This window comes from Zavarzinella formosa DSM 19928 (genome assembly GCF_000255705.1).
GTDB lineage: Bacteria > Planctomycetota > Planctomycetia > Gemmatales > Gemmataceae > Zavarzinella > Zavarzinella formosa.
Genome location: NZ_JH636440.1, coordinates 748,641 through 775,120 on the forward strand (window position 1 = coordinate 748,641; position 26,480 = coordinate 775,120).

At 59.6% G+C, this 26,480-nt stretch carries 18 protein-coding genes and 1 pseudogene; 16 read left to right on the forward strand and 3 right to left on the reverse strand.

Annotation, left to right across the window (positions count from 1 at the left end):
- The 3 genes and pseudogenes from BGIM_RS50300 to BGIM_RS50305 form a co-directional block, all read right to left on the reverse strand.
- Window positions 1-321, reverse strand: a pseudogene (locus BGIM_RS50300) (hypothetical protein); the annotation flags it as partial.
- Window positions 322-377: 56 nt separating this feature from the next.
- Window positions 378-803 (reverse strand): Imm1 family immunity protein, encoded by a 426-nt coding sequence (locus BGIM_RS0114205; RefSeq protein WP_020470433.1) that lies wholly within the window; start codon window positions 801-803, stop codon window positions 378-380.
- Window positions 804-814: 11 nt separating this feature from the next.
- Entirely contained in the window at window positions 815-2,809 is a 1,995-nt protein-coding gene (locus tag BGIM_RS50305) for a PAS domain-containing sensor histidine kinase (protein ID WP_162136251.1), read from the reverse strand.
- Between the two features lie 559 nt (window positions 2,810-3,368).
- Between BGIM_RS50305 and BGIM_RS66500 the strand changes: the two genes are divergently transcribed.
- The 16 genes from BGIM_RS66500 to BGIM_RS0114320 all read left to right on the forward strand — a co-directional run bounded on the left by BGIM_RS66500 (window position 3,369) and on the right by BGIM_RS0114320 (window position 26,445).
- Window positions 3,369-5,603, forward strand: coding sequence for a radical SAM protein (locus BGIM_RS66500; RefSeq protein ID WP_020470435.1), 2,235 nt, complete (start codon window positions 3,369-3,371; stop codon window positions 5,601-5,603).
- Between the two features lie 72 nt (window positions 5,604-5,675).
- The gene (locus tag BGIM_RS0114225; RefSeq protein ID WP_020470436.1) at window positions 5,676-6,083 is read left to right on the forward strand and encodes a hypothetical protein; all 408 of its coding nucleotides are present in this window, start codon (window positions 5,676-5,678) and stop codon (window positions 6,081-6,083) included.
- Window positions 6,084-6,262: 179 nt separating this feature from the next.
- Window positions 6,263-6,934, forward strand: a complete 672-nt coding sequence (locus tag BGIM_RS67115) for a hypothetical protein (RefSeq protein ID WP_238537618.1) — start codon at window positions 6,263-6,265, stop codon at window positions 6,932-6,934.
- A 32-nt stretch (window positions 6,935-6,966) separates the two neighbouring features.
- Window positions 6,967-7,575: a phosphoribosyltransferase gene (locus tag BGIM_RS0114240; protein WP_020470438.1), complete on the forward strand. Its 609-nt coding sequence runs from the start codon at window positions 6,967-6,969 to the stop codon at window positions 7,573-7,575.
- Window positions 7,576-7,799: 224 nt separating this feature from the next.
- The gene (locus tag BGIM_RS57460) at window positions 7,800-9,413 is read left to right on the forward strand and encodes a DUF4419 domain-containing protein (protein WP_238537620.1); all 1,614 of its coding nucleotides are present in this window, start codon (window positions 7,800-7,802) and stop codon (window positions 9,411-9,413) included.
- A 36-nt stretch (window positions 9,414-9,449) separates the two neighbouring features.
- Entirely contained in the window at window positions 9,450-9,797 is a 348-nt protein-coding gene (locus tag BGIM_RS0114250) for a hypothetical protein (RefSeq protein WP_020470440.1), read from the forward strand.
- An 886-nt stretch (window positions 9,798-10,683) separates the two neighbouring features.
- Window positions 10,684-13,395, forward strand: coding sequence for a WD40 repeat domain-containing protein (locus tag BGIM_RS0114255; protein WP_029630046.1), 2,712 nt, complete (start codon window positions 10,684-10,686; stop codon window positions 13,393-13,395).
- 90 nt (window positions 13,396-13,485) lie between these two features.
- On the forward strand, window positions 13,486-16,155 hold the full coding sequence (locus tag BGIM_RS0114260) for a WD40 repeat domain-containing protein (RefSeq protein ID WP_020470444.1): 2,670 nt from the start codon (window positions 13,486-13,488) through the stop codon (window positions 16,153-16,155).
- 329 nt (window positions 16,156-16,484) lie between these two features.
- The gene (locus BGIM_RS0114270) at window positions 16,485-16,679 is read left to right on the forward strand and encodes a hypothetical protein (RefSeq protein ID WP_020470446.1); all 195 of its coding nucleotides are present in this window, start codon (window positions 16,485-16,487) and stop codon (window positions 16,677-16,679) included.
- 168 nt (window positions 16,680-16,847) lie between these two features.
- Entirely contained in the window at window positions 16,848-17,081 is a 234-nt protein-coding gene (locus BGIM_RS0114275) for a hypothetical protein (protein ID WP_157368986.1), read from the forward strand.
- A gap of 308 nt (window positions 17,082-17,389) precedes the next feature.
- Complete coding sequence (locus tag BGIM_RS0114285) at window positions 17,390-18,319, forward strand: hypothetical protein (protein ID WP_157368987.1); 930 nt, start codon at window positions 17,390-17,392, stop codon at window positions 18,317-18,319.
- Between the two features lie 387 nt (window positions 18,320-18,706).
- Window positions 18,707-20,512, forward strand: coding sequence for an alpha-amylase family glycosyl hydrolase (locus tag BGIM_RS0114295; protein WP_020470451.1), 1,806 nt, complete (start codon window positions 18,707-18,709; stop codon window positions 20,510-20,512).
- A 249-nt stretch (window positions 20,513-20,761) separates the two neighbouring features.
- Complete coding sequence (locus BGIM_RS0114305) at window positions 20,762-22,234, forward strand: DUF1501 domain-containing protein (RefSeq protein WP_020470453.1); 1,473 nt, start codon at window positions 20,762-20,764, stop codon at window positions 22,232-22,234.
- Between the two features lie 142 nt (window positions 22,235-22,376).
- Window positions 22,377-22,853, forward strand: coding sequence for an SMI1/KNR4 family protein (locus BGIM_RS0114310; protein ID WP_029630048.1), 477 nt, complete (start codon window positions 22,377-22,379; stop codon window positions 22,851-22,853).
- A gap of 86 nt (window positions 22,854-22,939) precedes the next feature.
- On the forward strand, window positions 22,940-24,649 hold the full coding sequence (locus tag BGIM_RS0114315) for a hypothetical protein (protein WP_020470455.1): 1,710 nt from the start codon (window positions 22,940-22,942) through the stop codon (window positions 24,647-24,649).
- A gap of 107 nt (window positions 24,650-24,756) precedes the next feature.
- Window positions 24,757-26,445 (forward strand): hypothetical protein, encoded by a 1,689-nt coding sequence (locus BGIM_RS0114320; protein WP_020470456.1) that lies wholly within the window; start codon window positions 24,757-24,759, stop codon window positions 26,443-26,445.
- The last annotated feature ends 35 nt before the right edge of the window (window positions 26,446-26,480 follow it).

A 26,480-nucleotide genomic window follows, 5' to 3' on the forward strand; every position in this document is an offset into this window, starting at 1 on the left:
GAGGCGGCGAAGCGTTTCCATCGCCCACTGGCGAGGCCCGTCGCGGCCGGTTTCAAGCGTGTCGAGCGCGGCCTCCATCACGGCGGCGCGATCTTGTTTCAACAGGGCATTTGCCCCGTGGACATAGAGGGCGAAACCATCCCCGTAGCCGAAGGCGTCGAGCAGCGGACGAATGTAAGCGGCATCGGGCGGGGCGCGATCAATGGCGGCGATGATGTCGCCGAATTCGTCAAGTTGGTCTTGCGTGATCGTCGCATCGTCCGGCAGGGGGCCAAGACGGGCCAACCGGGCGAGGATGTCGTGTGTCGAGTGATCGTTCATTTCTCAATCCACTGGAGGCTGAAAAAACACGATTTGTCTTCGTGTCCTTGCCAATCCTACGCCCAAGAAACTTCGGGATGCGGTCGGCCGGTCTCGGCGAAATATCGGGCGATGGACACGACAAATTCCAAATCCCGGCACACCATGTCGGAGAAAACCCGCACGTCTCGATCTCGCCGCATGAGGACGACCATCTCCTGTTCATCGACAGGCTTGGGATCGATGTAACTGACGGTCAATCCGTCCCCGGCCGAATATCCGACAAGATACCGGCCCTGGCCGCCGAAGATGTGAAGAGAGGGCTGGCCGCCGCCATTGTCAAACGTGTTTTCTCTCGCCAGACAGGCTCCGGCGTGTTCGACGCCATCCAATCGACGGATGGCCGCCTCGATCTCAGGCCACGACGGGTTCGTCAGCGACTTCTTCCACTCTTGGTCCGGCGGACCTTGGTAACCGCCGATATCAAGCAGTCCCACTCGCATCGACTTTCCTCTCAGCCCCCCTTGTCGTCCAGCGCTTCGCGGACTTTTCCGGAGAGGCCGGCGGGGGAGAAGGGTTTGTGGAGGAAGAACATCTCCGATTCGACGATGCCGTGACGGACGACGGCGTCGTCCGTGTAGCCGGAGACGAACAGCACCTTCAGGCCGGGGCGGGAGGCAGACAGGCGCTCGGCCAGCAGGCGGCCGCCCATTTCGGGCATTACCACGTCCGAGACGAGCAGGTGGATTGGTCCCTTGTGGGCCTCGGCCAGTCGCACGGCCTCGCCGCCGTGGCTGGCTTCCAGCACCGTGTAGCCGGCATTCCGGAGCGCCATCTTGGCGAGCCGGCGCACCGCTTCTTCGTCTTCTACAAGCAGGATTGTCTCGGCTCCCCTTGGCACGTCGGCGCCCGCGTGGGATTTTCCGGTAGCGCGAAGCCCCTCGACGGCCGGGAGATAGATGTTGAAGGTGGTGCCGCGGCCCGGTTCGCTGTCCACGACGATGTGGCCGCCGGATTGCTTGATGATGCCGTGAACCATCGCCAGTCCGAGGCCCGTTCCCTTGCCGACTTCCTTGGTCGTGAAGAACGGCTCGAAGATGCGAGCTTTGGTTTCCTCGTCCATGCCCGTGCCGGTGTCGCTCACCGAGAGCAAGGCATACCGGCCCGGCCAGATCTCCGCGCGTGTTTTGGCGTGTTCTTCGTCCACGTTCACGTCGGCCGTCTCGATTGTCACGCGGCCGCCGTCGAGCATGGCGTCGCGAGCGTTGACCGCCAGATTCATGATGACCTGTTCCATCTGGCCGGGGTCCACCTTCACATGTCCGAGGCGGGTGGCCAGCGTCGTGGTCAGCCGGACGTCCTCTCCGATCAGACGGCGAAGCATCTTCTCGCTGGTCCGGACCGTGTCGTTCAGGTCCACCACCTTCGGTTGCAACACTTGTTTGCGGCTGAAGGCCAATAGCTGACTCGTCAGCGACGCGGCCCGCCTCCCGGCCTCGGAGATTTGCTCCAGCATCTGGTATCCGGGGCTGTCCGGTTCCTGCTCGCCAAGGAGCATTTCGGAGTATCCGTTGATGACAGTCAGGATGTTGTTGAAGTCGTGGGCCACGCCCCCCGCAAGCTGGCCGACCGCCTCCATCTTTTGCGCCTGCCGCAACTGCGCCTCCAGTTGCCGGGCGTTGGTCAGATCCCGGCTGATCGAGGCCAGGCCGACGATTCGTCCGTTCTCCCGGATCGGCGACATGCGGACTGATACCGGAACCTCGACGCCGTCTTTCCGCAATCGCACCGACTCGTAAGCGAGAACCTCTTCGCCCCGGCAAACCCGTTTCGTGACGCGAGCCGCCTCCTCGCGGCGGTCGGGAGGAATGAGCATCGTGACCGGCCGGCCGATGGTTTCGGCCGACGTGTAGCCGAACAGATGTTCGGCCCCGGTGTTCCAGTCCGTAATGAGGTCATCAAGGTCTTTGCCGACGATGGCATCCTCGGACGAGGCGACGATGGCCGCCAGCCGGCGCTCCCGCGTCTCCGCCGCCCGCCGCGCGGCCCCCTCGTCCTGGAGTTGGCCGGTGGCGAGGGAAAGCTCGACCGTGCTTTGCTCCACGCGCCGTTCCAACTGATCTGTGGCCAGCCGTAATTGTTCCTGCGTCCGCTCATGCTCGGCAATCTCGGCCTGCAACATGGCCGCCTGGATGTCGCGACGCCGCATCGACCGGCTCAGGCTCTCGGCCATCACGACGCTGATGACGCCGACGACGACAAACACCGCCAGGGCAAACTGGTCGGCGAAGCCCGTCCAAAAGCGATTCCATCGCAAGGGGATGAACAACGAAAGCACCGCCGCCAGGCCCAATGCCAGGGCCAGCATTCCCGATTTCCAGCCATAACGCCAAGAGGACAGCAAAGCGGGGGCGAGAAACAAAAGGAAGGGATAACGATCACCAAGGATTGGGTCGAGGAGAAAACGAATGACAATTGTGAGGGCAACCAGCACAACGGGCGCGGCCACGGGCGCCAGCCATCCCCTCCCTCTGGTTTTCCGTTCCCAAACCGGCCGGCCGGCCGGCCGGACCCGAATGTCGATCAATGTGCTTTGCACGATGACGCCTCCTGACTTTCCCATCAGCCAGCCGTGAATCGATGGGCGATGTCAGCCGCCATGCGGGGATGGCTCGGGCAAACCGCGAATGCGAAACAAGATCAGGGTTTGCCTGCGACCGTGTCAGCCAGCGGCGAACGGATATCCCCTTGGGTGATCTGTCGGAACCATTCAAACTTGCGTGGTTCCGGTGATGGGGATTGCGAGTCCGTCGGAGGCCTTTCAATTTCCATACCAGCTTACCACTCAAAAACTCCCTATCAACACCGGAATTACCCGTTTCCGGTGTTTCTTTAGAAACAAATGAGCGAGTTATTTTCAAGCGAATGTCTTTGTCTTGGTGGGTCGTCAGGCGAACCGCGCGGGCGGCGGGGTGTCCTCTGTGGGTTGGCTCGCGGGGCGCCTGACGGCAAGGGCATCCCCCCAAAGCCGGTGTCGCCGAATGATCCGGGCCGCGAGGAGACCGACCATGCGTGAATTCACCCGGAGAGACTCGCCGGCGTTCGCCAAGTTCAAGGAACGAGTCAAAACCCTTTTGGCCGAGCGCACGGATCTTGTTCGCCTCGATTGCCTGAACCCGGTCAAGGCGGTGCGGCATGAGTTCCCGGCGTCGCGCCCGCCCGAACTCACCTTGGAGGAAGCATGGCGGCGGGCCCTCGCCGTCCGGTTTTCCCGGTGTGCCCATTCAATCGGCGTCCGGCATTCGCTGCACGATGTCCTCAAGGCCATCAATGGAATGATCGCTCTGCCATCGGATGTGTATCCGGTGTATCGCACCATCGCGGAGACCGCCGGGCGCGAGCATGTCTGTTATCCCACTCTGCCGCAATTCCAGATTGAAACTGCCCTGATCGCCGACACCGTGGTTCTGACGGCCCCGCTGACGCCGGCCGGCCGCGACCTGACGAACGCTGAGGTGGCGCTGTTGGCCGAATGGGTCCAAGCCAAGCCGGGGCGTCTTCTGGTGATCGACCGCGTGTATGATTACGACAACAGTGCCGTCGTCCAGCCTCTTATCGACACCGACCGGGCGATTGTTCTCTATTCACTATCGAAGACCCACCTTTCCCCGCTGGTGGCCGGGCTGGCGGTGACGCCGACATGGCTGAACCTGCCATCCATCCCGACGGACGAACAAGACCGAGCCAAAATCTTGCTGACGGCCCGCCGGGATTTTCCGGGTCATCAACAATCTCTCTTCCGGCATCGCTGGGAACGGCTCGCCCCCGTGCTGGAGGCGGCCGATCCGACGTGGAAACCGCCGGAGACCGGCTACCTCTCCGTCATTCGCGGCCAAAGCGAAGACCTCTTGGGGCGCGGCCTGCTCGTCGTTCCCAACGATGTGTATGACGCGGCCGATGGTCTATCCATCGTCAGTTGCCTGCACGAGACAAACGCGGGCGATGAGATGGAAGAAGTTGACCGGCTTCACGTCACCGTCCTGTCGAACTTCGCGCGAGGCTACGACAAGTACGGCCGCCGTTACGACAAGACCGGCATCCCGGAGTCCACGTTCAAGGATCGTTTCTTCCTGCTGCCGCCCGAACAGATCGACATCGGGAGCCGAAAGGTGTCGCACCTGCTCAAAGCCGGGGAACGGTTGATCGTCCTGCATACACGGGTTCGCAATCACGAACTGCGGGCCAATCGGCGAACCGGCCTCGGCCAGTACGTTGAACGGTCGTGGATCAAAATCGAATCAGTGTCGATCATCGAAGACGGCCTCCTCCGGCCGACGACGGTGGAGGAAATGTTTGCCGAGTCGCTGAAGCTGAACGGTGGCCTCAAAGAATGGAAAGATGTTCGGCCTCGGTCGCTTTCGGTGTTGCCAATCGCGCAGGCCTGTCAGGCGCGTTGTGCCTTCTGTTTCTCGCACTCCTCCGTCTCCGAAGATCAACGACAAGGGCGAATCATCCTCGACCGGTTGGAAGCCGCCTGCAAAGCCGCCGTCCGGGCCGGGGCCGGCCGCCTTGTCATCACCGGTGGCGGGGAGCCAACCCTGCTCGCCCCCGCCAAGATGCTCGATCTGATTCGCACCGGAGCGAGACACTTCCGCAAGATTGTGTTAATCACCAACGGCCTGACGCTGGGCCGGATGGAGGCCGATGAGCGACTGGCCGCGCTGCGCGCCTACCGGGACGCCGGACTGACGGTTCTGGCGATCTCCCGGCACAGCCCCGACGCCAACGAACGGATCATGAAGACCGACACCCGCTCCGAACGGGTGGCTGAAACATGGGCCGCCAACCGGGAAGCCCTGAGCGGGTTGGAACTTCGCTGGATCTGTGTTCTCCAGCGGGAAGGCGTTTACGACGAAGACACTCTGCGAACCTATCTTGATTGGGCGGCCAACACCGGCGTCGGCGAGGTGTGTTTCAAGGAACTCTACGTCGCGGCCACCAGCGAATCGGCCTACGTTGACACCGGCTACAACGAATGGTGCCGCCGCAATCAGGTGCCGCTCGCCCTCGTCACCGAGTTCATGCGCCAACACGGAGCGACCAAGGAAAGCGAACTGCCGTGGGGATCGCCGGTCTATTCCCTGAGCTGGAACGGCCGCCCCCTCCGTGTGGCCGCCTACACCGAGCCCAGTGTCTTCTGGGAACGCTTCCATGCCCTTTGCCGAAGCTGGAACCTCATGGCCGACGGCGCCTGTTACGCCAACTTGGAAACGAAGGACAGTTTGATTTCCATTGGGGATTGATCGGGAGTTGCAAGGAAAAGATCGGCCGCAAATGGTTTTGACAGTTTGGGCGGGCGAACACGCGAGACGCCAATGAATGAACTTGCCTGGCTTGTCGGACATCGGTTTCAATCGCTCACACGACGTGAATATGACTGGCTTGTCGTGTTCGACAAGGATGCCAGCATGACGGTCGCTTGCTTGTGGCGCATGGTCGAATCAGATCGCATACGATTCACGAGCGAAGATAACGGCCATCAATTCGGCCTTTCGACGCTTGTGGACTCGGCCGCCGAAATCAACCGCCGTCTGGAAGGGGCAACGGTGGAACGGGTGGATCTGCGACAAAACCTGCTCGATGTGGAACTCCGGTTCGACACCGGACACAATTTTCAAATCATTCTGACTTCGTCCGGGTATGAGGCTTGGAGCGCGTCCGACGGGAACCGACGGCTCATCGCCGTCGGCGGTGGTGAATTGGCAATCATCGGCGGCGACTAACCAGTAGCCGAAGCTGGCCGGGCTGACAGCCCGGCTTTTCAAGGCTTCAAGATGTCGTAGTCAAGCCACATCGACAGATGACCGGGAGTGAATCCGATGGCGAAGATCGACGCGAAACTGGTGATGGCGCTTCGTCGGATCACGGATATGCCAGTATCCAAAGTTCAGGGGGCGAAACCGTGACAGAAACAGAATGGCTGTTATGCGCCAATCCGCCAGCCATGCTTGAATTCCACCGTGACGCGGCCTCTGACCGCCAATTACGGCTATATGCTTGTGCTTGCGTGCGGTTGCTCAGCCAGGCTTGTTCTGAATTGGTGACCCTCGAAGAATTGCAGATTGTTGAAATCACCGAACGTTTTGTTGATGGCCAGACAACGAATGAGGAAGGAATACTATTCCTGAACGAAGTCTATTACAAAGGCGCGAATGCCTACATCGCTATTGATTCTCGCCCGATGCACACAGCTTTCATCTGGGGAGTGGCGACGGCAATCAAAAAGGCCTCTCTCACATGCCAAAACGAGATGAGCGAACGTGTGAAAGAGGAGATGTTTGATCGCGATTTTCACGCCGCATTATCGGATCATTGCGAATTGCTTCGTGAGGTCTTTGGAAACCCCTTCCGTCCTTCTCTCATCAATCCGGCTTGGCTGACATGGGACGGTGGAACCATCCCCGCCCTTGCCCAAGGCATTTATGAGGAATCAGCTTTCCACCGCCTCCCGATCCTCGCTGACGCCCTCGAAGACGCCGGGTGTGAAGACGCTGACATCTTGGCTCACTGCCGGGGACCGGGGCTTCATGTCCGGGGGTGTTGGGTTGTAGATTTGTTGTTGGGCAAGAAATAACCTTCAAATCCAAACAACAGGGAAGGCCACCGATGGTTTCGCAATCACTTCTTGAGGCCGTGGTCGCGGACGTGCGGCGTCATTGCGAGGCGAAGGGTTATCGCGAGGGGCCGGGCGTTAATAACTTTGTTCCGCATGATGCGGTCGATGCTTTTGGAATGGCCGGGCAACTCGCCTCGGCCGGGTTCGATCATTTTCTGGCCATCGCGCCGGAAGGGCACATATACGGCTACTTTCTTGAACGGTTGGGCGTCCCGGTGCTGTCGGTTTTCACGGATTATCCGCCCACCCGGTGCGATGCCGAGGATGACCTGCGGGTAGTCGAAGGCGGGCGGGTTTTGCTGATTGAAGACGACGTCATCGGGGGCCGGACATTGCGGTTGGTCGTCGAACACCTGCGGCAATTCGCCCCCGCTTCGCTGGCGCTCTATCTTGGGCACACCAAGGGGATCCAACATTTGCGAAACGTGCCCGCCGAAGTGGCCAAAGTATATGTGGCGGAGGACTTCTTAAAACCGGGTGATCGCGAGGGACTGGAACGAAGATTTGAAGCGTTCTTCGGAAACCTTCTTGCCGGGGAATCAAGCCCGGCCTCGACCTCAACGGCATCCGCTTCTGCTTCTCGCCCGAACCTCGGGTGAGGGACTCGCACGAATTGTCCGGCGGAGGCGGGCCGGGCCAGCGAACCTCCTCAGGCGGTCGATGTCCTTGGGGTTCGCGGAGAAGGGGCTTGCGGGGCGGTATTCCCCGCGTTACGCTCATGTCGGGCGGCCCGTGGCTTCGACGGAGAAGGTTTATTCACACGAAAAGCAGCACAATTGCAACCAAGCCGGTTTCATCCGTCACGTTTGCCGTGGATGAGGTGGTGCCAGTCGATTCGCCATTGGAAACCTGCAAGGCGCCGGAGGCGGTCCGGGATTTGTTGAACGCGCCGCCCAATTCGTTCGCGGCCGACGAGTCGTCGCAGGGGAATCCCACGCATGGCCGGGTGGAGGCGTGCTGGAGTTACTCGGCCGATTGCGTTGCCGGGATCGGTCACCATCCGCTCATTGCCGCCGCCCATCTTGCTTTCAGCGAACATCGTCCGTTGACGCTGTCACCCGATGTGATCTGGGTGACCATCATCCAAGGACTGGCCCAGCATATCCAGCTTGACCCAGAGGCTTATCGATCTCTCCTCGTCCACCATGAGGGCAAGCGCCAACTGACTGTTGAACGCGATGACATGTTTCGCGGCTCGCCGGAAAACCCGTGGCCCGAGGTGGTCGCCGATTTGGCCGGTCTGGTGCGTCAGGAAATCGGGGAACTCGCCGGGCGGTTCGCCTGCGACTTCAGCACCACCGGGCCGGTCGAGCGCATGGTGAGCGAAGTGGTGTTGCTCGACATACTCCAGCCTTATTTCAGTTACAACATGGTGGCGGCCTGCGGCATCCCCGCCGTCACGCTGGAGGGGACGCCGGCCGACTGGCGACGCCTGCGCGAGAAGGTCGAATGGCTGGAACCAATCCAGCCCGATTGGTGGTTATGCGAACTGAGGCCGATCTGCGACCAGTTCGTCCGGGCCGCCGACGGTGATGTTGACGGCGAACACTGGCGCCGACTGTACAAGATTCGCCGTGTGTACGCGGCCACCAAGATCAGCGGCTGGCTGGGCAAACTGTTTCCTTACATCAAGAGCTACGAGACCGGAGCCTATTCCCGCCGCAACGATTTGCTCGATCCGGCGGTGGAGGAAGAGATTCGCCAAGAAGAAACCAAAAAGCCGGGGAATGAATTGTTTTTCCTCAATCGCTTCGATGCTCCGGGAATCACGGCCGACGAATTGCCACGCGGCCTCAGCCAGGTGCCGTTCACCTGGAAAGACGCGAACGGCCAGCGGGCGATGGACTTGCTGGCGGGTCCGATGGTCGTCACCCAAGACGCCGAAACTGGCTCGCTTCGGCCAACATTAGGCTGGGCCGTGCGCGAGTCGGCCCCGATTGAACAGGCGATGATCCGGCTTGCCGGCCACACGCTCGAACCGGCAAAAAACGGGCTGCCAGAAGAGGCGATGGATTCGCTCCGTTCCCGGCATGTGTCTTACATTCCGTCGGATGTGCTGCGATTCTTCCATGAGGTGGAATCGGCCGTTATCCGTGGAAAGAACGGCGCCCCGCTCTATCGAATCTTGCCGATGGCCGAGTGGGTCACGCCCGAATGGGCGGTCACTTGGAAAGTGCGATCCAACGGCGAGAAATGCCGGGGATTTGATGACTTGTTCCGCTTCGCCGAGTCGGCCGACGGCACGGATTTTCTGATCCAACTCTATTGCCCCGAACATAAAAACGATGGCGCGGTGTTCGTCGGCCGACGCGGCGACGAACCCGTGGCCGAGACCGGCCGAAAAGTGGCCAAATCATTCACCGAATTCCTGCTCCGGGCGCTCGACGAAAACGGCGAACCGTTCTTCCGGGGCAAGGAGTTTGCGTCACACGATTGACTCCGGGATGTTTTCAGTCAAGCGAAGAAGATGACGATGAACTTCCGAGGACTCAAACTCGCCGGCATTCAAGACACCAGCGCGGCACGCATCACCCGCTTTGCCATCCCGGCCGGTCGGGAGCGGGAGGCGGGGCAGGACATTCTCGCATGCCTCGCGGACGGGGCAACACTATGCCTGCGGAACGAATCGGACGAGGGCAACGAGGGAGTTACCTTCATTTGCCCAACACGTTCAGGCATGGTCACAAAGGAAAGCGGCCACGGCTGGCAGGGGGATTGGGAGCCGACCGACGCGGCGGGCGTGATGGCCTTGGTGGCGAAACTGGCGCCGCGCAATCGTGGCGGTTCGGGCGGTCACGGTTCAATTATCCGGGCCAAATAACGCCGTTGGCAAATGTGGCATCGTACACATCCCCGGTTGTTCGGATTGTGTCAAAGTCCGTCCCGGCGATACATCGGAGGCATATGCCTCATGGGCGAGATTCTGACGGTCGCCGTGATTGGCTGATTGTTCTTGATCGCCTGTTTGCTCCACCGGCGGTTCCGGCGTTGGCGGTGTCCTTCTTGCGGCATGCGATCTTTTCGACTCATCGGCATGGCGAGTCATTGGTCGGGCGGGTGGGGCGAGTCACGATATTGGGAGGGCCAATGCGGCCGGTGCGGACAATATGCCTGGCGCCGTCTAAGACGGCGCCAGGCATGGGCGACTCAAAGGCCCGTCTGACATCTTTTCAAGAAGAGCGTTTTAAGCACAAACATGGCCCGCCCGGTGGTGTGCTAACACCGGGCAAAGACAAACAACCCTCTTGAACCGGCCACAATCCCGGCCATAATCGATTCGGACTTCGCAAACTCTTCAACGAATGTTGGGACTCGGGCAACCAATGTCTTTGATTCTCCCCAACGATGACTGGCAAAGATTATTCAGGCTATGGAGGGATACCAGTGGCGGATGAGTTGCCGATGTGCGAGGTCCACGGGTGCCCGATGCCGGGCCGCAAGGTGTGCGTGGCGCATGGACTTCGGCGCGGGCTGAAGCAATCTCCGGCTTATCTCGCCGCCCGTCGCGAGGCTTTTCCTCATTGTGATGACCATGCCAACGGCGGGTGCGTCATGCGGAAGTCACGGCCACGGACCATGCCGGTTTGCCCGGAATGTGTGATCGTTCGTGACGCCTATTTATGGGAGCACCATCCGACATGGGCCGCTTCGCATGAGGCGAGTAGCGGGTAGGATCGAATCAAGGGTCGCCGTTGAAATCCTGTGAAATGCCTCCAACACAGTGGAACGAAAATGTGTCGTTCGGCAAAAGAAAAGACTCGCGGAAGGGTACGGATGCGATGCAATCAGCCAATCATTCTCGGCTCACGGAAGAACGGTTCCCGCATATCCGGCGGTTGGTGCCCGTCTTGGCGATGCTCTCCCTGATGATTGTCCCCGAAATCGCCGGGGCGCAAATCATCAAAGTGCCTCGCTTCGACATCAACGGCGGCCTGCTACCCGTTGGGGCCATCGCGAGATTGGGGAACACGCGATTTCAAATTTCGGATTGTGATATTAGAGATCGTGAAATTCAATCCATCGCCATCGCACCGGACGGATCGATGGTGGCGATTGCGTCCCGGAACAACGGACAACGCTCGCTGATTCGGTTTTTAGACACCACAACCGGAAAGATTGCCCGACAGATTGAGCCGCCCGAGATTTATGGCAATCAGATGCAGTTTAGCCCCGATGGCAAAGACTTGGTGTTTCGCACTGAAGCTGGCATCACACGGGTGAACGCGACAACTGGCGGCGACCCCCGGACGCTCAAATTAGACAAGGAGAGGATTTACAGATTTGCACTCAGTCCCGATGGCAACAAGCTGGCCGCGCAACCGTATGACAAAGAATTGATCGACGCCCCCGTCTTTGTGTGGGATATCAAAACCGGCAAAGAACTGGCCGCCTTGCCCGGCCGGGGCAATTCATGCAAAGAGCTGGCCTTCAGTTCTAACGGCAAACGATTGCTCCTGTGGTCGGGCTTGCCCGTCATCGACGCGGATAGCAAGAAGCGAACTGGCTCAAAAGAGGTGTTGGCATGCATCGACATCACCACACGCAAAATCACTGGCGAAATTGAATTTGATCGTTTTCATCAAGTCGCCCTGAATTCGGATGGCGAGACAGTCGCGTTTGCGACATACGATGGCCAATATGTCCTAGCACGGCATCTTCCGACGGGCGACGATCATATTGTCATTCCGGCGAAGGGAGCGTCGTCTCTTTTTACCCCGGACGGCAAGGCCATTTTCACAGCGGATGAAAATGGCCACTGCACTCTTTGGAACGCGCTCACGGGAGGCAAAATTCGTGACATGGAAGGGGGGTTGTACGGCAAGGTCTTCCGCATGGCGGGCATCTCGAAAGACGGCCGCACAATTGCGGTCTCCGATGGCAATTGGAAGTCTGTGCAATCACTCGTAACTTGGGACGCCGCGACGGGCCGGCGCGCCGTTCGGCCGCCGGGCCATCATGCCACGGTCACTTGTGTTGCTTATTCACCCGACGGCCGGTTGCTCGCTTCCGGCAGCCTCGACAAGACCGTGAGGCTGTGGAATCCCGCCACCAGCGAGCATCTTCGCTTGCTGGCCACCCATCAGGATGCCGTCAGGGCCGTTGCAATTTCCCCGGATGGCCGGCTTCTGGCATCGGCCGGCGAATCGGGCCAGATTTTCGTGCTCAATTTGGCCGATGGCAAAATCGTCGCCAAGATTGCCGGCCCCGACAGAATGGCGGCGCTGGCTTTCTCGCCCGATGGCAAGATTCTGTACGCCGGCGGCGAATCATCCGTGGCGCTGGGTTGGAATCTCTCGGAAGCCAAAGTAATCATTCGGCTCAAGACAGGCGACGATGGAGCCGTGAAGGCATTCGGGGCCGATGGTTTCTTGCGGACAAATTACACGGTTGACAAAGGCAACCTGAACGCCAGTCATGTGGAGATGAAGTTCCAGGCATGGGAATCGACAGACAAACGACCGACCGCCACCATGTCGCTCCGTGACGAGAAGAAAGGCGGTATCCGGTGCGACGGGGCGGCATTCTCGGTGGAAGGCCGGCTGCTCGCCACCAGCCAGGTTTCGGAATATCCAGGCTTTCGCACGTACTATGGGGCCTACAATTTGCGTTTGTGGGAACCGGCCAGCGGGCAGCCGATCCGAAGCTTGGCGCCGACGGTCACCTCTTCGCTGGCCTTTTCTCCCGGCGCTCGGTTGCTGGCTTCCGGCGCGACCGGGCATAGCGGCCAACAGATCATCAGTTATGGCGAGGGCATTGATATCTGGGATACCGTCACCGGAGAAAAAGCCGGGCAATTCCCGGTGAAGCCCGAATGCCTCGCCTTCAGCCCGGACGGCCGATATCTGGCCTCCGGCGGCCAGGATCATTGTGTCCTCATCTGGAACACACCCAAAATCCCGACAGCGAAACCGACGACACCACCAGCCGCCCAGATTGACGGATGGTGGGCCGCCCTCAACGGGGAGGCCGAGAGTGCTTACAAAGCCATCGCCCAAATGGTCGCCGCCCCAGAACCGGCGGTGGCGCTGTTGCGAGAACGAGTTCGCCCGGTTCCCTTCGGCGACCCGGAGACGGTGGCCAAATTGATTGCCCGGCTCGACAGCCAACGATATGCCGAGCGAGAAGAGGCCCAGAAAACATTGCAGCAAATGGAGGAAGGCGTCACGCATCTCCTCGCCAAGGCGCTCAACGACAAACCGGGTGTGGAATTGCAAGCCCGACTGGAACGCCTGTTGGTCCAAAGCGAGGCCGTCCTCGCCCGTGTCAACCGAAACCAACGAGCCGTCGCCACATTGGAATGGATCGGCACCCCGGCCGCCATCGACCACCTGCAAAAGCTGGCCGCCGGCGCCCCCGCCGCCCGCCTGACCATCGAAGCCCGCGCCGCGTTGAAACGGCTGCCCCCGTATCTGAAGTGATGATTCGCCCTTCCCGGCTTGTCTTTCCAATCCGTCAGGCCGGAAAGACAGGTGGTCGGGATACAATTGCCTTCGACTCGGAGGCCCGTCATGTCTGCTCGCACGGTTGTTCTTGCTCTTTCCCTCATCATTCTTGCCACGGATTCGGCCGCGTCAGAGCCCGGGCCGGCGCCGCGTGAGATTCGATTCGACCAGAATGGTTATCCGTTGCCGGCGGGGGCTGTCGCCCGGCTGGGGGAGCCTTGGCCCTTGGGCGAGAATGCCACGGACATGGCTTGGATGGCCGATGGTAAACGAATTGTCGTCGTCGGCTGGGGGACGATCGCCACCATCGACGCGGACACCGGAAGAGTGGTTGGACGCGAAAACATCGACAAAGTGGAGCCGCGAGGGACCGCGTTGTTGTCCCGTGACGGACGGATTCTGGTCCGGGCGAACGATCGTCAGGGCTGGCTCAATGAGATCAGTTCCGGCGAACTCTTTCAGACGATCCGGCTGCCCCAACTGCCGGGCGATGCCGGAACACCCCGCCCTTTCAATCGCGTCATGAGCCTGACGGCCGATGGCCGATTTCTGGCCGGGGTGACAGTCCCGCGCGACACATCCGGATCAGCGTGGCGGTTCGACCTCGCCAAGGGAACGCCTCTCCGGCTCGGGGAGCGGACGGATGTGTGCGATGTGTTGCTGGCCCCGGACGGTCGGCGTGCGTTTGGTTCCGCCCGTGGCACCGAGGACGCCTTGATTTGTTGGGATTTGCCAGCCGGTCGGGAGCGATGGTCCGTTCCGCTGGCCGGCGAGATGTCGCTTCGGGCGGTCTCCGGGGATGGTCGGCGGGTGGCCGTTATCGGTGAAAAGAAGGTTCAGGTGTTCGATGTCGACGGGCCAAAGCTCTTGTTGACCGCCCCGCATGATCCGAAGTGGCAGGACCATCTTGGATCGGTGGCCCTCAGCCCGGATGGGCGGCTTCTGGCCCTCGTCGATCCGAAAGAGGTGGTCGTCCGAGAGGTGACCGGCGGGAAGATCCGGTTCCAGTTTCCGCACCCGGCCGACTTGGTTTCCTTCGCCCCGGACGGCCAGTCGTTGGTGACCGTCTCGCGGAGCATCCAGCGTTGGGACCTCACCACCGGTTTGCCGAAATACCCGGAGCCGCGCAACGGGCACGCCGACTTGCGGGCGGATTTTCTGCGATGGTCCGGCGACGGATCTCGGCTGCTAGCCGGTTGGGTGACCGACGACCAGTTTTCCTCAAAACGATCTACCCAAACCACACTGGAAGTTTGGGACACCAGCGCCAAGTCGCTTCGGTGGCGGCAGCCGATTCCGTCTTCCCCGCTGGACGTAGCCTTCGACAAGACGGGGAAAACGGTGCGGGCCTGTCTCCCCGATGATCGCCTGCGGATGTGGACGATCAATGAGACAAAGACAACGGAAACCAACATCGAACTGCGGCGGCGACCGGCGGAGAAGGGGATTTTCACGGCCCAATTCGATCCGGCTGACCGGCTTGTCACGGTGAATCTGGCCGAGCGCGAGATGATCGGCGACACATATGATCCCGCCGGCAAACACCTGCGGCAGACAACGGCTCCGTATCGGGATTTGATTCCTCAACTTGATCCGTGGCATCAATATTCCCATATTCCCGGCCAGCCCGGAGTGGTTTTTGGCCCGCTGGTTCGACGTGATGAACCGCCGCCGCCAGCCCGGCCGGACTCGCCGCCAGCCCGGCCGGACTCGCCGCCAACCCGGCCGAACCCGTTCGCGAAGAAACCGTGGGATGGTTTGCGGCTAGTGATGGAATTCCCCCGGACGGACTTGGGAGACGGCCGCTTGCTTCCGCCGTTGCAGGATACGAATGTCCTCCAGATGCTGCTCCGGGATTCCCCGGTGACGGGCGGCGCCGGCCTGGTCGGAGTCCGCTTGAGGCCCTCCACGCATGAGCAAACGGGCGACATCAGCGGGATCGTGTGGGATGTGTTGACCGGCCGGACCGTCTGCTCGATGCCGCGCGCCGCCGATTCCCTGTCCGGCCTCGTCCTCTCGCCGGATGGACGCTGGGTGGCCGGCCATGAAAAGGGGAGCATTGTCATCTATGAATTGCGGAGGGAGATGAAAACGCCCGATCCGGGCCATATGGTGACGACCTTCGCGGCCCCGGCTCCGAGCAAACTCGCGTTCTCGCCGGACGGGCGCCAACTGGCCTCGGCCCACCCGGACGGTTCCATCCTGATTTGGGAAGTCCCGCGCCGAACGCCCGCTCCGTGGGTTGCGGCCGAGGCGGACCGTCTTTGGCCCGACTTGGCCACGACCGACGCGCCTCACGCCTGGCGAACCCTCTGGCGTCTGCTCGATCATCCGGATCAAGCCGCCGAGTTGCTGAAAACCCGTCTCCGGCTAACGCTTGACCGGGGGAACACCCTCCGTCAGATCACCCGGCTGGACCATCCGGAGTTCGCCGTGCGAGAGGCGGCCGCCCGCGAACTGGCCGCCTGCGGGGACGCCGTGGGAGAGGAACTGCGGACCGCTTTCCGCAAGCCCGTCTCGGTCGAGCAAAAGGAACGACTGGCCCAACTCGTGAGCAAACTGGACGTAACGCCGCCGCCGACCAGCCTCGCCCTCCGGGGATTGCGAAGCGTGTGGCTGTTGGAGCGCCTCGGAACACCGGCCGCCCGCCGGCATCTGGCCGAGATCGCGGCCGGTGCTCCCGACTCGCCATTGACGGCCGAGGCGACCGCCGCGTTGGCGCGAATGTCGAAGTGAGGTTTTTCCCGGTTCACGATACGATGCATGGCGGGGATTGTTCAAAGATCGCCGGTCTTCGGTAATCTTTTGGTTTCAAGTTTCATCTGAAGGTGGTGGACGCGGCGATCAAGGAGCCGCTGTCTGCCCGAGATGACCTTGGCCGATTGTGAGGCTGAAACATCACGGAATGCCCGATGGTATCGCCGGAACATATCAACAATGATTGATGTTGTGTTGGTCGAGCGGCCGTGAGTGCGGGCGGGGTTCGCCATGAGTTGGCGAACCGTTGTTGGTGCTTTTCAAATGGCGCTTGCGGACTTTTTGGGCAAGACTGGCCGGAGGTTGCAATGATCCGGATGACACGGGAATACGTCGGGGGCGTTTTGGCGGGCAGCGGAGGGGGCCTGATGACGGCCGTGATGCTGTTCCGATCGCTGTCGGCCGATGAGATGGTCATTGTCAGTCTGCTGGCTGGCCCGATCCTTGTGCTCATTGGCGGGAGTCTGGCGCAAGTGGCTCAACGACGGGATCGGAACACCTGACCGATCATTATGACGCGGCCACGGGTGACAGGATGCTTCCTCGCCAGACCGAGCGTGGGCGTTCACGGAGGCTCAAAAAATGCCAATTCTGACAAACACGTTGTAGCCGCCCAATTCTTCCGAAAGGACAATCAAGATGTCCGGTTTGTTCAAGTCGGGGAGCCGGTCATGGAGCCGATGTGGGAGCTTGGCCTTCCGGTGCGCAGGTGCGATGTCAATTTGACGGGCCACGATCCCGCCGTGGGCCGAAACCGCTACCGCCTCGGTGCCCGCCACGACCGCTGCGAAGGACTCTTCTACGGCAACGAACGCGAGGTGTGCATTATCGCCGACGAGGCCGCCAAGAGAATCCTTGAAGGGGCGGTCGGCGAGTGGGCGTCGTTCATTCCCTTGGATAAATAGGGATGGCTGAACCGGGCATGCGGGATTGGAATTTGGTGTTTGACAATCCGATCGGGCAGGTTTGCGATTATGCTGATTTGCTTGAGGCGGGGCGGTGATTTTTTCTGGAGAAATTTTATTTTGGGAACAATATTTAACGTATCCACGTCTGAAACACTGTCCAAGACAAATCAACATACCCGGAGGGTAACAATTCCACTCAACATGACAAACCAGCAATCATCCCGCATTATCTAATTCTGCCCCCGTGACGTGTCGTGCGCTCCCGCCTTCCAAGCTCTCCTTGTTAATTTATTCCATCCTCCCTTGTGTGTTCCCAATCATTTGATGGGCGAGGACTTATTTGTCAAAACCACTTTCAGAGAAACATCATGATTAAGGAATTGATCGCGCTTTATCGAAAATTTCGCCTTGTGTTGCTCTATGTGATCACGGGCCTTATTTGCCTTTGTCCGATTGCGGATCTTGTCTTTGGCGTCCGGGAATTCAGATTTATCCTTCTCAGCATGTGTCCGATCATTGCTTTGTTTGTGCTTCATGACGCATGGACTCGTCTGGAGGGCAAGCTGGGTGACATTGAGCGGACGCTTCACGATCCGAACCCGCCGAGCTATGCCAGTTTCGAGCAGATGCAGCCCGACTTGCGGGCCGCCATCAACGACTATGTCTTGATCGGCAAGCCTTTGCGGATTGACGTCATCGCGGTCTCGGCCAAATTTAGCTGGCCGTTTTTCAATAACATTTTGACCGATTTTATGCGGCACAGCCGTGAAAATGGAACACCCGATCCCCGCATCGAATTGAACCTTTGCATTGCCGCGGAAAGCACATTGTCGAATTGGAATTTGGTGCCTTGGCTTCGTGATCTGAAACATGCTTGCGTCTGCATCAAGGACTTCAGGAAGGTCAATGAATCGCGTCTGAGCGACTCCGGCATCAAGGTCAACGTATTTCATTTTGACAATCTGCCCCAATTGCACGGCGTGCTGATTGACGGTCAAAAGCTATTTCTTGGTCGGTGTGAATGGGAGTCAAACTCAGATGAAGCGTGGACTCTGCGGGTCGGAGAAGTCGAGTACCGGCGGTTTGAATTGACCGATAGTTTTGGGGGGGCCCGTCAGATCAACGGTTTCTCGAATTGGGCCAGACGCTATATGGCTCGCGATCAAGAAATTAAGGCAGTTTTCTCAACGGCCGACCTGGCGTCAACGGCGCCTGCCTTCGGCAAAGCCGTCTGAATGGCGACCGGCCGGTTCCGGCGTTGGCGTTTGACAGCCCGGCCGGGCCGGTTTTGCGCTGGTGACGGATCGCCTGAAAAGAGAATATCCCCTGGAAGAAATTCCCGGCGCCCCCGAACGCATCCCCTCCTTCGGGCTAATCGACACCCGGCGCCGATAAGGCGGGAAGCCGGACACTTCGCCCCGAGAAACCTGCCCGCCCCGAACCCATCAGCGAGCGCTGATGGGTTTTTCTTTTTGGTCTCGCCCCCCTCAACACAATCCGGCCAACACCCGGCGGATTGTGAACATTTTCATTTTTTTGGTTGACACTCAAATCACCGGCGGCCATCATCGTCAGTGACTCGATTTGACAGACTCCATCGGCTCGCAACCACCGGATATTTCATGGATCCGCAAGAACGCCTCGGGGCATGGCTCACCCCGCTTGGCTGCTATTTTCGCGTTTGGGCACCCCATGCGGCGGCCGTGACCGTGCTGGTTCAGGACGGTCCTTATTGGGAAATCACGGACACCATCCTCCGGGGAACTCTTCAAAAGGATGGTGAATACTGGACGGCGACCGTGCCGGGTGTCCAGGCGTGGCAGCTTTATCGGTTTGAACTCACCCTCCAGGACGGAAGCATTCTCGAACGACTCGACCCGGCCGCCCGCGATGTGCTGAGTTCCGAGCTGACTCGGCACGACCCGAGCAGCCGCAATGGTTCTGTCGTGCAGGGAACCGACCCGTTCCCGTGGGCGCCCTTCGACACCCCCCGATTCGAGAACTTCCTGATCTATCAGGCCCACGTCGGCAGTTTCGCCGGCCGGGGCGATGAGTTCGACAAACTCATCTCCACCTTCGAGGACATCGAGAGCAAGCTTTCGTATGTCCGGGAGATGGGGTTCAATTGCATCCAGTTGCTGCCTGTCCATGAGTTCGCGATGGACCGCTCGTGGGGCTATAATCCAGCCTCGTTCTTCGCCCCCGAATCGGCCTATGGTTCGCCGTACAATCTGAGGCATTTTGTTGATGCCGCTCATCGTCAGGGGCTGGCGGTGATCTTCGACGTGGTTTACAACCACGCCGGTCCCGGCGACAACGTGCTTTACGAGTACGACGGCTATGCGAACGACAACGGCGGCATCTACTTTGAAGGAGGCCAGGATACTTGGTGGGGTCGCGGCCCCGCGTGGTGGAAGAGGGATGTGCAGGAGTTCTTCTATCAGAACGCCCGCATGTTCCTCGACGAATACCACGGCGACGGGCTGCGATTCGATGTGACGACGCAGATCAACGGCGATCATCTGAAACTCGTCATGGCCCGGTTGCGGCAGGACTTCCCCGGAAAGTACTTCGTCGCCGAACATCTGCCGTCCAATCCGTGGATTGTCAACACGGGCCATTTCTGCGCCACCTGGCATGCCGATTCACATCACGAATGCCAGCGGGCGCTCGCCGGACAAGACCCGATGAACAAGGTGCGGGGTTTCCTTGGCTGGGACGGTTACGATCATCCGTGGAACTTGGTGAAATACACACTGGGTTCGCACGACGATATCGGCGACCAGGAAAACGGCAACGCGGAACACGGCCTCACCGATTGGGACAAGCGACACCGCTACTTCGTCGATCAAGTCGGCGGCCGGCAAGACTGGTCCGCGCGGGCCAAATGCCGGCTGGCGTGGGCGCTCAACATTGCGATGCCCGGCACGCCGCTGATGTTCATGGGATCGGAATGCCTCATGGCCTCGCCGGATGTCTCCTGGGGATATTGGCACGACGGCCCGGACGCCAACGGTGACCACCGCTTCAACTGGCACATCGCCGGGGATGATTTGGGGATGGAGATGCGCCGGCTGGTGGCCGCGAGCAATGCCGTCCGCTGGCAAAATCCCGCGCTGCGAGCCGACTCGCTGACCATTCCCCACGAGGACGCCACCAATCAGGTGCTTGGCTTCGTCCGGCAAGCGGGCGGCAATCTTGTCCTGACGGTCGTCAACCTTGGCGACCAGAATTTCTCCGGCAACAGTTATGGGGTGGCCACCGGCGGCCAGTTTGGCCAATGGACGCAAATCCTCTGCACCCAAGACGCCGCCTTCGGCGGTTGGGGCGGCGCGGGCAACGCCTTCAGCGAACCGTGGACCCAAGCCGACGGCCGTGTTTACATCAACCTCCCGAAATGGAGCGTTGTCATGTTTCGGCGAAAATGAGGGACACGGATTGTTGAGCCAATTTCGATTGGCATCCCGCCGGACCGCGAAGCGATCGGATGAAACCGCCCTCGTTGCCGGAACCGCCAAGGAGCCGACCGGCCTTTCGATTCCCCCCGAAATTTTCTGTTGCATTCCCTCGCCCGCTCGTTTAAGTTGGTCGATAGAAGATCGGACAATTGCCCGATCATCGGTCATTCCCGCCTAGACGCCGTTTTCGCTTCATTCAATACCCGAGGGCTTCCCGCCATGTTGGTCATTCCCGGTTTTACAGGCAAGGACACCTGCGACGGAACGACCCGCCGCGATTTCATGCGTGTCGGCGGATCGGCCGTTCTCGGCCTGAGCGTTCTTGATTTGTTCAAGGCCTCGGCCCGTGCGGAATCCTCGGCCGTCGCCCGCGGGGACCAAGGCGGCCCCGGTTTTGGCAAGGCGAAGAGCGTCATCCTGATTTATCTGCAAGGCGGCCCGAGCCATCTCGACTTGTGGGACCCCAAGGACCAGGCCCCCGAGAAGAACAAGAGCGTCTTCAAGGCCATCGAAACCAAGACGACCGGCCTCAAGTTCACCGAACTGTTGCCGAAGCTCTCGACCGTCACCGACAAATGCACGATGATCCGGTCGATGAGTTACACGCCGGTCGGGTTGTTCAACCACACGGCCGCCATCTACCAAATGCTGACCGGCTACACGACGGACAAAGTTTCCCCCTCCGGGCAACTTGAGCCGCCGACGCCGAAGGACTTCCCGAACTTCGGGAGCAATATCATCCGCCTCAAGCCGCCGACCGAGCCGGTGTTGCCGTTCGTGATGATGCCCCGGCCGCTTCAAGAATCCAACGTCGTCGGCAAGGGGGGCACCGCCGGCTTCCTCGGCAAAGCCTACGACCCGTACACGCTGTACCCGGCTGGCGACGACATGGACATGGACAAGATGTCCCGCGTGAAGACCGAAGACCTGCAACTCCGGTCGGACGTGAACGAAGTCCGCCTCACCCGCCGGGCCAGCCTGCGGGAGACGGTTTCCCAAGGGATGCCGGAACTGGAGAAGGCGACCTCGAAGTTTGAATTGAACGGCTACTACGGCAAGGCCCTCGGCCTTGTGTTGTCCGGCAAGACCCGCGATGCGTTTGATCTCACGAAGGAAAAAGCCGAGATCCGGGAACGCTACGGCAAGAATACCTTCGGCCAATCCTGCCTGCTGGCCCGCCGTCTGATTGAAGCCGGCACGCGGGTGGTGGAAATCAACTGGCCCAAGGTGGCGAACTCGGACAATCATTCGTGGGATGTTCACAGCGGCCTCTCGGCCCGCATGAAGAACCAATCAGCCCCGATGCTGGACAGCGGCCTTTCGACGCTGCTAGCCGACATGGACGAACGCGGCTTGCTGAAGGACACGCTGGTGATCGCCGTCGGCGAGTTCGGCCGCAGCCCGCAACGAGGCGTCAGCACTTCCGGCAATGAAAACTCGGACGACGGCCGCGACCACTGGCCCTACTGCTACACCGCCTGCATCGCCGGCGCCGGCATCAAACGGGGCTACGTCCACGGCAAGTCAGACAAGACAGGCAGTGCCCCCCTGGAAAACCCGGTCCACCCGACGGATCTCTTGGCCACCGTCTACCACAGCGTCGGCATCGCCCCCGACACGATCGTCTACAACCATCTGAACCAGCCCCGCGAACTGGTGAAGGGCAACGTGATCGGCGGCATCATCGGCTGATTCGCCAGCGTCCAAAATAGCAAATCTCAAATGAGCCGACCGCCGTGAGGCGGCGGGTGGTTTTCGAGATCCGAAGCCACCCGCCGCCTCACGGCGGTCGGCTCGTTGGGTGGGTGTTTTCTTCAATGATGTGTGTTTCCAAATGACTAAAGATCCTTTTGCCTCGATCTTGAAGCGGATGCAACGATCAGGAGTGGCAGAACCATCGGGCCTGCTCGGCTGCACGCCCGCGCAGATCCAACGATTGGAAACTCGGTACGGCGTGACCCTACCGGCCACCTATCGGCGGTTCTTGGAACTCATGGGCCGAAAATCGGGCCGTCTGGTCACTCATGATCACCTTGACATTCAGTACGACTACGTCGTGAAGGCGACCGCCGGATTTCCCAAGCTTCTCGATGAGTCCAGCTCGTTCACGCTCCCGGCCGACGCCCTGATTATCCTCGGGCGAGACGGGGATCAATTCCATTACATCCGGTGCGACCACCCGGAAGATTCGGCCGTTTGGTATGTCAACTTGGACGACCTCAAACCAAGACAAGTGCGAAAATCTGTTGTCGGATGGGTTCGATCTTGGTGTCAGGAAGCCGAGCAAGCCATCGCGGACGGATATTACTGACCCGTTCGCGGAACTCAAAAAGCTCCTCCCGATGGCCGGCTCGTTGAGTTCATGGACTCTCTCTCATTCCCGTTGGTGATTGGCCCATGCTTCCCCCCTGCGCCCGCGACCCGGAGGGCCTTGCCCTCCTTCAAACCTGCAAGGACAATCCTCTTGATGTGGCCCCTCGCCTGATCCTCACGGATTGGCTCGAAGACCACGGCGAGGAGGAACTGGCGAAGTGTTTGCGCAAGAGTATCGGAGTGGACGAAGCAGTTCGGTTGGACGGACTGGTCGGGGAACGCTGGGCGCCGCTGACGCATTGTTCCAATGGCTGGATCAGGTGGCATGGAAAATATGACGAGCAAACGCTGGCCATCCTGCCGGACAGTCCGTGGTTGTCCGGCTTGGATTTCCATCGAGATTCGAGTGGTGGCGATTTTACCGCCAAGATGATTGAAGGACTTTCTCGCCGACCGATGATGAAACACATTGTTCGGCTTCATTTGGATCTGCGGGACAAATCCGCCGCGAAGGCGCTCGGGACCGTTCTGGCGCGCGATCCGGTCTCGCGGCAAATCAGTGACTTGAGCGTCCAGTTGGCGGACCCGGACATATCCTTTGATCCGTTGCTTCACGGGATCGCGACATCTCGCGTGTTGAAAAATTTGGATACTTTGCTGGTGGGTCAGGGCAAAATTAGCCGGCGATCCTTTCGGACATTGCTGAATTCACCTGTCCTGTCCGGCCTGCGAACTCTCAGTTTGTACTGCCGGGATTTCGGTGACGACGGGGCGACTGCCTTGGCCAGGTCTCCGTGTCTGGGCAATGTGGTTGAATTGCAGTTGTTTGGAACGGGAATTGGCGAACTTGGTGTGAGGGAATTGGCCCGGTCCGTCAATCTCAGGAATGTGATTTATCTCGGCCTGCCGTTTAATCAACTCGGCCCGGCCGACATCGGCATTCTCGGCGGCTCTCCGAACATTGGCCGGTTGGAGCAACTGAACCTGATCCACAATCGAATGACGGATTCGGGCCTGCTGGCGCTGGCAAACAACCCCCGCCTGACCCGGCTTTCCAGATTGATCATCGGAAACAACCTTGTCGGCGATGCCGGGTGCGCTCATGTCGCCCGGTTTGAGAACTTTTGCAACTTGAAATGGCTGAACCTTCAAGCCAATCAAATTGGCCCGGACGGCATCGCCGCGCTGGCTCGGTCCGAACATCACGCCACTCTGGAATTCTTGATCATTGGCGACAATTCAATTGGGAAAGCGCTCTCGCAAATTGGCCGGTCGGCGCGTTTTCGGAATCTGAAATATTTGGACGCTTCCCGGATTAATGAGCAAGGTGATGACTTGGGCGGCACAGTGCGGGAATTCGCTCAGCTCTCTTTGGAACAATTGAGATTTTGTGACAATCAAATGACGGATCAGGGATTGTTCGCCATTGCGGGACTGCCTCTGTTGGCCAAACTCAAAGATCTGTCCCTTTGGAACAATGATGTCGGCGATGAAGGTGTCATCTCGCTGGCGCAAACCCCGGCGGCCGGTGGTTTGAAAAAGCTTGAGCTGGCGCAAAACCGCATCGGGAACCAAGGGATGGTCGGGCTGGCGAATTCACCCCATTTGAATCAATTGGAAGAGCTGGTGTTGAACGCAAATCACATTGCCGATGAGGGGGCCATTGCCTTGGCAAACATCAAAGGCTTGCCGAACCTCCGCACCATTGATTTGTCCGAAAACCCGATTGGCGAAGCCGGCCGCCAGGCTCTCGCCACGTCGGAGCGGTTGAAAAACGTGCGGGTCACGGTGTGAGCATCATCTCGGAACCCGGCCTCCGGTCGGTTGGAAGATCGTGAACTTGCCTTCATTGCGTCAAGTCTTTCAAATAAGACCACCAGCCCGTTTTCGGTGTCTGCCCCATGCTTCCCCCCTGCGCCCGCGACCCGGAGGGCCTTGCCCTCCTGCAAACCTGCAAGGACAACCCTCTTGACGTGGCCCCGCGTTTGATCCTCACCGATTGGCTGGAAGATCAAGGCGAGGAGGAATTGGCGAAGTGTTTGCGGGAGAGTTTGAAGCCTCCGCATCGGACTCTTTTGTCCGGCTTGGCCAAGGAACGGTGGGCGCCGTTGACTCATTGCTTCAATGGCTGGCTGGGCTGGGAAGGGGAGTTCCATGCCGAAACGTTGAACACGCTTTCTGATAATCTTTGGCTGGCCGGGTTGGAATTTGGCTATCCGATGTTACAGGCTGAAGAGGCTGCTTTTCTCGCCAAGAAACTTGTGCCCAAAGGGCTGACCCGGCTTCATTTGAGCTTGGAAGATGCGGCCGCCACCAGCGCCGTTGTTCCCGTGCTGGCTGACAAATCGGTATCGCCTCAACTCAATGATCTGGTAATTTTTCAATTTGAAACCGGCCGCATAGATGCGATAGTCTTGGCCATCGCCACATCAAAGGTATTGCGGTTGGACTGTCTGTCGCTGAGAGGCCAGATCAGCGATCGTCGCATTCGGATGCTGACGAGATTTCCCGTCTTGGCCGCCGCGAAATCTCTTTGTCTGTCTGAAATCCGTAATGGCGACAACACGGCAATTGCCTTGGCCCGGTCCCGACAATTAAGCAACCTTGTCGAATTGGGGTTGACCAATTGCGGGATTGGTGTTCGCGGAATCCAAGCACTGGCTGGTTCACCGAATCTTGGGAAAATTGTCCGTCTCGACCTCAGTTCCAATCCAATAGGGACTGTCGGCGCCGAATCCTTGGCGGCTTCTCCCCACATTGGGCAGGTGGAACAACTAAACCTCCGCGTCAATCAGATTGACGCGCCGGGCGTCCGGGCACTGGGCAAATCACCCCTCCTGTCTCGGTTGACCGACTTGGACTTATGCCACAACACGATTGGGGACACTGGTTGCCGGCATCTTGCCTGCTTGGAAAACTTTCAACGCCTCCGAAAGCTGAATGTGAGCTCGAATCAAATCGGGTCAACCGGCATGGTGGCACTGGCCGAGTCGGCCCATCTGGCCAACTTGGAAACATTGGACATTGGCGGCAATCCGATTGGAAAGGCCGTCGAATTGGTTGGCCGGTTCCCTCATCTCAGGCAACTAAGGGGGTTGGACGCCTCCGATATCAACGAGAATGGCGACGACTTGGCCGGTGCCATTCCTTCGCTTGACGAACTCGACCTGGAACGACTGGATCTCAGCTTAAACCAGATGAACGATCAAGGGTTGTTGGCAATCTTGGAATCGCGGGTGATGGCGAATCTCAAACACCTGTCGTTTTGCGAAAACGATGTCGGCGACGAAGGCATTATGGCGCTGGCCCGCAGTCCGGCCGTCCGCAATCTGGAAACCCTCGATTTGATGTACAACCAAATCGGAGATCAAGGTTTTAGAGGACTGGTGAACTCGCCGCATCTGGAAAAACTCGTCCATTTGAATTTGTGTCAAAATCAGATCGGCGATGCTGGAGCCATCGCGTTGGCAAACGCGAAAGACTTGCCGAACCTCTGCACCATTAGTTTGGATGGCAACCCGATTGGCGAAGAAGGCCGCCAAGCTCTTGCCACGTCGGAGCGGTTGAAGAATGTGCGGATCACGTTGTGATAACCCATCAATAGTCGTTGATCCGTAACAGTGAC